Annotated in this window: 7 protein-coding genes and 1 pseudogene; 3 read left to right on the top strand and 5 right to left on the bottom strand. The window is 71.3% G+C overall.

The window, feature by feature from the left end:
- On the top strand, positions 1–717 hold a 717-nt coding region (locus tag G4D87_RS28060), incomplete at its 5' end, for an FHA domain-containing protein (RefSeq protein ID WP_163785749.1).
- Between the two features lie 30 nt (positions 718–747).
- Here the strand turns inward: G4D87_RS28060 and G4D87_RS28055 are convergent.
- On the bottom strand, positions 748–2457 hold the full coding sequence (locus G4D87_RS28055; protein ID WP_163785747.1) for a serine/threonine-protein kinase: 1710 nt from the start codon (positions 2455–2457) through the stop codon (positions 748–750).
- Positions 2458–2577: 120 nt separating this feature from the next.
- On the opposite strand from G4D87_RS28055, the gene G4D87_RS28050 reads away from it, so the two are divergent.
- Positions 2578–3345 (top strand): double zinc ribbon and FHA domain-containing protein, encoded by a 768-nt coding sequence (locus tag G4D87_RS28050; protein WP_163785745.1) that lies wholly within the window; start codon positions 2578–2580, stop codon positions 3343–3345.
- A 53-nt stretch (positions 3346–3398) separates the two neighbouring features.
- Here the strand turns inward: G4D87_RS28050 and G4D87_RS28045 are convergent, their stop codons facing one another.
- The gene (locus G4D87_RS28045) at positions 3399–3761 is read right to left on the bottom strand and encodes a TraR/DksA family transcriptional regulator (protein ID WP_163785741.1); all 363 of its coding nucleotides are present in this window, start codon (positions 3759–3761) and stop codon (positions 3399–3401) included.
- 100 nt (positions 3762–3861) lie between these two features.
- Here G4D87_RS28045 and G4D87_RS28040 point away from each other — a divergent pair, with 100 nt between their 5' ends.
- Entirely contained in the window at positions 3862–4743 is an 882-nt protein-coding gene (locus G4D87_RS28040) for a DNA integrity scanning protein DisA nucleotide-binding domain protein (protein ID WP_163785740.1), read from the top strand.
- A gap of 8 nt (positions 4744–4751) precedes the next feature.
- Here G4D87_RS28040 and G4D87_RS28035 read toward each other — a convergent pair whose 3' ends face one another.
- The 3 genes and pseudogenes from G4D87_RS28035 to G4D87_RS28025 form a co-directional block, all read right to left on the bottom strand.
- Positions 4752–5309 (bottom strand): PspA/IM30 family protein, encoded by a 558-nt coding sequence (locus G4D87_RS28035; RefSeq protein ID WP_163785739.1) that lies wholly within the window; start codon positions 5307–5309, stop codon positions 4752–4754.
- Positions 5310–5325: 16 nt separating this feature from the next.
- Positions 5326–7608, bottom strand: a complete 2283-nt coding sequence (locus G4D87_RS28030) for a vWA domain-containing protein (RefSeq protein WP_163785738.1) — start codon at positions 7606–7608, stop codon at positions 5326–5328.
- 49 nt (positions 7609–7657) lie between these two features.
- Positions 7658–8868: pseudogene (locus tag G4D87_RS28025) on the bottom strand (AAA family ATPase); the annotation flags it as partial.

The raw sequence follows: 8868 nt of genomic DNA, 5'->3' as shown, positions 1-8868 counted from the left end.
GTTCCGGACAGCGCGATGCCCGGACGGGCCGGTGTGGCCACCGCGGCGCCGCGCGCTGCCCCGCCGGCCGCCTCCCGCTTCGGGCTCGCGGTCATCGCGGGCTCCTCGCGGGGGCAGCGCTACAAGCTGCCTGTCACCGGTTGCGTCGTGGGCCGCCAGCGCGGCGCCATCCTGTTCGCGGACGACGCCTTCGTGTCGCCCCTGCACGCCACCTTCCTGGTGAAGGACGGCTCGCTGTACGTGCGGGACGAATCCAGCGCCTCCGGCGTCTTCGTCACGGTGGGGGGGACGGAAGCCCTCACCCCCCGCACCCTCTTCAGCGCGGGCCAGCGGCTGTTCCGCTTCACGGGCCGCCTGGAGACCCAGCCCCCCGTGACGGGACGGCCCGCCATCTACGGCGCCCCGGTGCCACTGGGGCAGGCCGTGTACGGGGTGGAGGAGATGCTCGTCGGTGGCCGGGCGGGACGCGCGGTGATGACGGCGGCGCCGCTGCTCACCATCGGCCTGGCCCACTGTGACTTGAGCTTCCCCGGCGACGAGGGCCTCGCGGGCCGCCACTGCGAGCTGTCCCCCACGCCCACGGGCGCCCTGCTGAGGGACCTGTCCGGAGGCCTGGGAACCTACGTGCGCCTCGCGAGCGGCGTCGAGCGCCCCCTGCGTCCGGGAGACCGCGTCCGCCTGGGACAGCACGTGCTTCAGGTGGAGACACTGGGCTGACGCGGGGCAGGCCGTGCCGCGGGCCACCCGTCAGGGCGACGTGGGCTGAGCCACGGTGCCGCCCAGGCGCTGCTCGATGAGGGCCCGCGCCTTGGAAGCCGGCTGCTCACGCAGGTGACGGTTCCACCAGCCTCGAGCCTCGTCCTGGTTCTGCCGGTGCCAGTAGACCTCGCCCAGCTTCAGGGCCAGCTCCGGGTCACCGCTGCGGCCGAAGGCCTCGCGATACTTCGTCGCCGCCAGCCCCACGTCCGCGCGCTGCAGGGCCTTGTCGCCTTCGCGTGCCAGCTCCTGCGCGCGCTCGACGTTGCGCGCGCCCGAGACAATGGCCCGGTCATAGAGCGGCACGTCGGGGCTCGCGCCCACGGCGGAGTTGTTGGCCCCCGCCGGCACCGGCGCATTCGTGGGCAGCGCGTAGGGCAGGTCCTGCGCGCCCCCGCTGCCCGCGCCCATGAAGAAGTAGTAGGCGAAGAAGCCCAGCGCGGCGACCACCAGCAGGATGGTCAGCGACTTGAAGAAGAACGCCACCCCGCTGCCGCCGCCGGTGCCCGGCTGCGTGTGGACCAGCGAGTCCGTTTGCTCACGCGTGGCGGACATCGCGTCGGCGTTCGCGGGCAACGGCTCGAGCACCCCCGGCAGGGCGCGCACCGTGGCCTCCATGGTCACCTCGTTGCCCCACCCGGGCAGCGTGGCATCCCGGACGTCACTCTGCGGGCTGGCGGCGGACTTGCGCGGCAACGGCGCCAGCACCGCGGACGAGTTGGCCGAGCGCCGCGGCGCCGAGTCCATCCGGCGGCGCTCCTTGTCCACGGCCTGCAGTTCGGCCTTGAAGGCCTCGGCGGTGGCGGGCCGGTCCGCCGGGTTCTTGGACAGCGCCCGGAGGATGAGCCGCTCCATGGCCGGAGAGATTCGCGCATCCGGCCGGCGGCGCGTGGGCGGCGGCGGCTCCTCGGTGAGGTGCTTGGTGGCGAAGCCCACCGCCGAGTCCGACTCGAAGGGCAGCAGCCCCGTCATCAACTGGTAGAGGATGACGCCCACCGCGTACAGGTCCGAGCGGTGGTCGAGCTGCGAGCCCCGCGCCTGCTCGGGCGACATGTATTCGGGGGTGCCGCACACGAAGCCCGCGCGGGTGAGCGCCGGACCGTCGTCCGTGGAGTCGGTGATCTTCGCGATGCCGAAGTCCAGCACCTTGACGAAGTCGGGCTCGTTGCGCCGCGGCTCCACCATGATGTTCTCGGGCTTGAGGTCGCGGTGGATGACGCCGGCGCCGTGCGCGTCCGACAGCGCGCTCAGCACCTGGCTGACGATGCGCACCACGCGCCCCTCGTTCAGGGGCCACTCGCGGCTGAGGATCTGGTGCAGGTCCTGCCCCGCCACGTACTCCATGGCGATGAACAGGGCCCCGTCCTCGGCCTGGCCGAAGTCGAGCACGCTGATGGAGTTGGGGTGGTTGAGGCGGCTGGCGGCCTTGGCCTCGCGCTGGAAGCGCGCCACGGTGCGCTCGTCCGACAGGAGCGTGTGCCGCAGCACCTTCAGCACCACCACCTTGTCCAGGGAGAGCTGGCGGGCGCGGAACACCTTGCCCATGCCGCCCTCGCCAATGAGGGCTTCGACCCGGTATTTGGAGGCAATCGTCTTGCCGACGTACTCGTCCGAATCGGGCGTACGCACGAGGGTCGCGCCACAGGCGGGACAGAAACGGGAAGATTCTTGGGCGTCAGCGCCGCAGGAGGGGCAGTGCAAGGAAACGATCCCCAAAGGGGTGGGACACCGACTTCATCACGCCGCTCGGGTAGGGGGCAAGCCGCGAGCAACGCAAGGCGAGCAACCGAGCCCCGGCCCTGGTACAACCCCTAGCCCTCCATGGACGCGATGGAATACTGCCCCCGCTGTGACACCGAAAATCCTCGGGACGCCTCCGTCTGCCGGGCGTGTGGCTCGCCGCTGCGCTCCGGAACGATGGTGATGGCCGTCTCCAGCGTCGCCTCGCGCCCGCAGGTCTCCATCCGCGTGGTGCGCGCCGATGGCGGCCCCGAGTCCGTCGTCCGCATGCAGCGCGACACCCTCACCTGCGGTCAGCAGGCGGACATCTCGCTCACGGACGACCCCTTCATCATGCCGCTCCAGGTCCGGTTCTTCTTCTCCGGCATCCGCCTGGCCGTGGAGGACGTGGGCGGCGCCAACGGCGTCTTCGTCCGCCTGCGCCAGGAGCGAGAGCTGCCCCCCGGCGGCGAGCTGCGACTGGGACGCCAGCGGCTGGTGCTGGAGCCCATCCCCACCGCGACCACCGGACCGGGCGGAACCCAGGTCTGGGGCTCACCGGATCCCGGCTACCGGCTGCGGCTGGTGCAGCTGCTGGAGGGCGGCCTGCGCGGCGGCGCCTTCCCCCTGCGCGAGGGCGACAACCTCCTGGGCCGCGAGCAAGGCGACCTCACCTTCCCCACAGACGGCTTCGTGTCCGGGCGGCACGCGGTGCTGCAGGTGCGGCAAGACAGGCTCCAGGTCCGGGACGTCGGTTCGTCCAACGGCACCTTCATCCGCCTGTCGGGCCCCACCTTCGTGGACAACGGGGACCACTTCCTCATCGGCCGTCAGCTGCTGCGCGTGGAAATCCAGGCGCCCGCGGCCTGAAATGCCAAGGGCCGCACGGGGCATCCCCCGCGCGGCCCTCACTGCCTCGGCGCTCAGCCGTAGGACTTCTCCTTCTTCTCCTGCTCTTCCTTGCAGCGGATGCAAAGCGTCGTCACCGGGCGCGCCTCCAGGCGCTTGGGCGAGATGTCCTCTTCGCACCGCTCGCAGATGCCGAAGGTGCCGTCCTCGATGCGGACCAGCGCCTTTTCGATCTTCTGCAGCAGGAACTTCTCCCGGTCCCGAAGGCGGAAGACCATGGACTGCGCATACTCGGAAGACGCCAGGTCGATCTCATCGGGCAGGTCGTCCGTGTCGAAACTGGACTCCTCCACCAGGGTCTTCTTGGCGCTCTCCAGCAGGCTCGCCTTGCTGTCCTCGAGCATCTTCTTGTAACGCTTGAGATCTTTCTGGTTCACAGCCTTCGCTCCAGTTCAGCGAGGTTTTGGGGCCCTGCACCCCAAAAAAAGGGCCCGAAAGCTTTATTCATGCCGGCTTCGGTGTCAAGCTGACCTCGGTATGAGCGAGAACACGAAGTTTGATCGGGAGTTCCTGCGCTCGGCCCTCTCGTTGGCCGGCAAGAACGAAGTCGATCACTTCCTTTATATCTGCGACACGCCCATTCCCGCTGAAGAGTTTCGCGGCCGGCCTGCTCGCAAGAAGCTCGTCTACGCCGTCACGATGCCCAAGCTGGCGGAGGAGCACCTCGCCAAGAAGGTCCGCGCGCTCGTCATCCCCGCGTACGACTACTCCCGCACTGAGCGCGTGAAGGTGGCGCTCGTGTCCGCGCTGTCCCAGGGAGCGTTCAAGGAAGGCGACCTGGTCCTGTGCATGACGGGCAAGGTGGGCCGGGCGCCGGACACGCTGATGCAGATGCGCATCGGCGGCTCGCTCGATGACCGCGTCGCCATCGAAGGCGTGAAGCTGGGCGACGAGTTCAACTCCCAGGTGGTGGACGCCCTCATCCAGTTGGCGCTGCAGATTGGCCAGGAAGGCTTCGAGGGCCACCCCATTGGCACCATCATCACCATTGGCGCCCACAACACCGTGATGGAGAAGAGCCGGCAGATGACCATCAACCCGTTCCAGGGTCTCTCCGAGGCGGAACGGAACGTGCTCGACCCGAAGATTCGCGAGGCCATCAAGAACTTCTCCGTGCTCGACGGCGCCTTCATCATCCGCGAGGACGGCGTCGTCCTGGCCGCGGGCCGCTACCTGTCCGCGGCGGATGAGGCCGTGAAGATTCCGCTCGGCCTGGGCGCCCGGCACGCGGCCGCCGCCGGCATGACGTCCACCACGGGCTGCATCGCCCTCGTCGTCAGTCAGACGTCCGGCGCGGTCCGGCTCTTCAAGGGCGGCAACATCGTCCTGGAGCTGCACCAGACGGCGCGCCGCACCTGAAGCCGCGCTCAGTCCTCCTGCGACTTCTCCTCGCGGTAGACGTCCGCCAGCGCGTGCGCGCGCTCGATTTCATCCCGAGCCGCGTCCACCACCAGCGCCTGGTCGAAGCGGGCCACGCGCTCGCGCAGGGCCTCGGTGACGAGCCCGCCCACGGTGAGCCGCGCGGACGCGCTCTCCCGCTCGCGGCGCAGTTCCACCACGCGGTCTGCCAGCTCGCTCGCGGCCTCCAGCAACAGCCGCCCGTCCGACTCGGCCCGCTCCAGCGCGTCTCGCGTGCCGGCCAGGAGGTCCTCCGCCTGCGCCTGGTCCTTCTCCAGCACGCGCACCGCCTGAGCGTCACCGCGCTCCTTCGCGGTGGCCCGCCGCGAGGTGAGCTCCAGCAACCGGCGCGCGTAGCGCTCCTCCGCGCGCACCAGGTCCGCCTTGAGCGCCAGCAGCGTGGCCGCGGACTTGCGGACCTCGGCGGCCTGGCGCTCCAGGTGCTCGATGAGCTGGTCGAAGGCAGCCAGCGGGTCCGCCGGGCGTGACGGCTCCTTCTTTCGTCTCCTCAGCAGGCCGAAGAACATGGGCGTGGGGCGCAGCCTACCCGAAGGGCCGGCACAACAGCCGCACGCGCTGCAACGCCTCCTGCGTCGCCTGCCCACCCGCGGACAGCGCGGACAGGTAGCGCGCCGGGGTCAATCCGTACACACCCAGCAGGTGTTGAAGCAGCAGCAGGCTCTCCGCCGCGCGCCGGTCCGCAGGGGCCAGCGAGGCCGCCTCCACCAGCGCGCCCAGGATGTCCGTCACGCGGTGCGCGAGGTCCGTACCGGGCGGCGCGGCCCCGGGGGGCAGCGTGGGCGTCTCCGGGAAGAGCGCATCGAACGAAGCGTCCACCGCCACGGGCGGCGGAGCGGCCCGCCCGGCGGCGACGGCCTCCAGCGCCTCCAGGTGCGGCGTGAGCTGCTCCAGCGCATCGCCGGACGCCGGCACGTCACGCGGCAGCAACGTGCGCCAGGGCGTGTCGAACTCCGTGCGCGCCCACAGAATCTCCTCGTCGGAGAGGTGGTGGTAGAAGGCGCGGCCTCCGGCGGCCCGCTGCTCACGGACGAGGAGGCGCAGGTCCAGGTTCTCCTCGCCCAGGGACACGAAGCTCAACGCGATGTCCAGCGCGTCCATGGGCGCGCGCGTGCGGCGGATGAGCTCCAGGTCCACGCGGTCCTCGCCGTCGGTGATGAGCACCACGGTGGCCCGCGCGAGGTACGGGTCCCGTCCCTGCGCGGCGCGGATGGAGTCGAACGCGGACATCAGCGCGAGCGTGATGTCCGTCTGCCCCTCCGCGGGTGAATCGCGGAAGAGCTTCTCCAACTGCCGGGTGGCCTCCAGCGCGGTGTCCACGCGCGCCAGCTCGGTGGGCACGTCGTTGAAGAAGCTGAAGTACAGCGGGTCGAAGTGCTCGCCCCGGCGGGCCTTGACGCGCAGGTTGTTGAGCTCCGCGATGACAATGGCATCCCGGAAACGGGCTCGCGCGCCGTGCATGGAGCCCGACGCGTCGCAGACGTAGACCCGCACCGCGGTGCGCTTCACCTTCCGAGGGCGCGGGGGCGGCTCGTCGTCCAGGTACGCGCGCACCAGCTGGTGACTGGCCGCCAGGTCCCGCAGCAGCATCCGCGGGTCCGTCAGGACGAAGTTGTGCACCTCATGGAGGCTGCCCGTCGTCTCGTACGTCATCGTCTGCGTCGGGTACGGGACGCGCCGGGGCACCGCCCGCGCGGTGCGCGTATCCGCCAGGACGATTTCCTCCGACAGCGAATCCTCGACGTCGAAGTAGCGGGCACAGCCCGCCGCCAGCTCGAACGTGGAGAGCTGCTCGGGCTTCAGGGAGAAGGCCAGGTCCGTCAGCAGCTCATCGGCCCTGGGCGGGCCTGGGACTTCGTCAGGCGCAGGGGGCGCCTCGCCGAACCAGTGCGACAGGCCATCGAGCTCCGCGCGCTCCATCAGCGACGACAGCAGAGGGGGGGCCGGCAACAGCGGCGTCAGCGCCGCACGCGCCGCGTCCGCCAGCGCCGCGTCCCCCGCCTCCAAGGCCCGCTCGTAGAGCCCCTTCAGCGAGCGGTAGGCCACCTGGGGCTCGCGCCGGGCCGTGTGGCGCACGTGCCGCAGCAGCTCATCCATGGAGCGCACGGCCGGAACGGCCCGCACCCGCTCGCGGGCCTCGGCCACGTGGCGCCGCAGCACCATGCCCCGCTCGCGGTCGTGGTCCGCGCCCAGGCGGATGAGCAGCTCGTGCGCCAGGTCCAGGTCCCTGCGCTTCTGCATGACGTCGGTGGCGTTGGCCCGGGCCCGCTCCGCGAAGAACTCCGCCACGGCCAGGCGAGCACTGGAAGGCACCTGACGCGTGGTGCGCCCATCGGCGCGCCCGTAGATTTCCAGCGCCGCGTCGTCATCCTCCGGCTCCGACGAAGGAGGACGGGCGAAGAGGTCCGCCACCTTCACCACTCGCGTCAGTTGGACGAAGCCCTTCTCCAGCACCGCGACCGCGCCGGGAAGTGGCTCACCCGTGCGCCAGGCCCGCTCCACCCGCGTCAGGCCCTGCTCCACCTCCGCGAGCGCTTGATGGGCCCTGTCAAGCAGCCCCTGCGCCAAGGCCCCCGCCCTGCCCTTCCGCAGGCCCAGCGCCTTGAGGAGCCGCGCGTCCTCCGACGTGTGCACGCCGACCCGGTCCAGGTCCCGGTCCAGCGCGGCCAGCACTGGCAGCGCGATGTCCTCTGCTCCGCGCGCACGGCGCCCCAGCAGCGTCCACGCCCGCCAGCCGCCGCGAGCGGGCGCGGGCTGGTGGAGCGCGTCCAGCCTCCGCCGGAGGTCCGCGAGGCGCCGGGCCAACACGCTCAGCGTCCCCTCTCCGCCTCAACGTGTCGCCCGCGGAAGCGCCGGCTCATGGCGAGGATCGCCGCGCCAGCACCTGCCGGCTGAAGCGCCCGAAGTCCTCGTCGATGCCGCGCAGCTGTCCCTCCAGCTTTCGAGCCCCCTCGCCCAGGTCACCGGGCATGGTGCCCAGGAGCGCGAGGACGCCCCGCAGCCGAACCAGCTCACCTTCCTTCAACGCGAGCATCGGGAAGCGGCTGCGCACCAGCCGGTCCACGGTGCGCTCCGCATCCGCGCGCTCCGTCATGGATTCGGGCGGTGGAAGCGACGTGAGCAGCTGGGTCAGCCAGCTCCGCAGGTATTTGACGCGCGTCTGCACGAACCCGAACTCCGCCTGGGCCACCGCCGAACGCACGGCCTCCGACAGGAAGCCGGGCGCGGCGCCGCCGTGGTTCGCGGCCAGCTGTCCATCCAGCCCCAGCAGCGCGGACAGCTCTCCATCAGGCGCCTTCGCCGCGAAGTCGCCCCGGTAGAAGACGTAGGCGTCGCCGTTGAGCACCGACGCGGCCGCGGGCGGCGGGCTGGGCACCTCGCGCGTGAGGAGCCGGGCATGCTCGCGCAGCCGGGACTCGATGACCTCGCGGCACTCGGAGAACACCGCGTCGATGGACACCCCCTCGCGCCGGAGGTTGTCCGCCACCGACTGCACCGCGCGCCCGTATTGCTCGATGCGTTCGAAGGGCGTGGAGGACAGCACCTCCCGGGCGTAGGCGAGGCCCAGCGGGAGCAGCAGCTCCTGCTTGAGGCCCTGTTGCGTCGGGTCCAGGGCGGCCAGGGCGTTCTCCAGCTGCGTCAGGCGGCGCGAATCTCCCGCCAGCGCCTCGAGCGGCTCCCGACGTCCCCGGGCCAGGTTGCCCTGGAACGAGAACACCGCACGCCGGCGCAGCGCGGACACGACCCGGCTCCGGACCTCCGCCTCGGCCGCGCGCAGGCGCTCCAGCGCGGCGGGGGCGCCGTCCGCCAGCTGTCCCGCCAGCTCCCCCGTCTGGGAAAGCTCCTCCTCCAGGTTGTCCGCCAGCCCGACCAGGCCCTCCAGCTTGAGCCCGTCCTCGAAGTCCACGCTCTCCGCGGACAGGGCAATCATCTCCTGGGCGCCGTCCAGGAAGCGGGCCGTGGCCTCGCACAACGCCCCATGGACGGGCCGCAGCTCGGGGACGCCGCGACAGAGCGTCAGCACGTCGCCGAACGACGCCAGCAGCGCGATGCCGCCCCGCCCTTCCC

The organism is Myxococcus vastator (genome assembly GCF_010894475.1).
GTDB classification, from domain to species: Bacteria; Myxococcota; Myxococcia; order Myxococcales; family Myxococcaceae; genus Myxococcus; species Myxococcus vastator.
The sequence above is the reverse complement of the archived record's forward strand: the minus strand, read 5'-3'. Positions and strand labels throughout refer to the sequence as shown.

What these genes read in the sequence shown, in the direction of transcription:
- G4D87_RS28050 (WP_163785745.1), top strand. Translation starts at nt 2,578, where the DNA reads ATGGACGCGATGGAATACTGCCCCCGCTGTGACACCGAAAATCCTCGG.
- G4D87_RS28040 (WP_163785740.1), top strand. Translation starts at nt 3,862, where the DNA reads ATGAGCGAGAACACGAAGTTTGATCGGGAGTTCCTGCGCTCGGCCCTC.
- G4D87_RS28035 (WP_163785739.1), bottom strand. Translation starts at nt 5,309, where the DNA reads ATGTTCTTCGGCCTGCTGAGGAGACGAAAGAAGGAGCCGTCACGCCCG.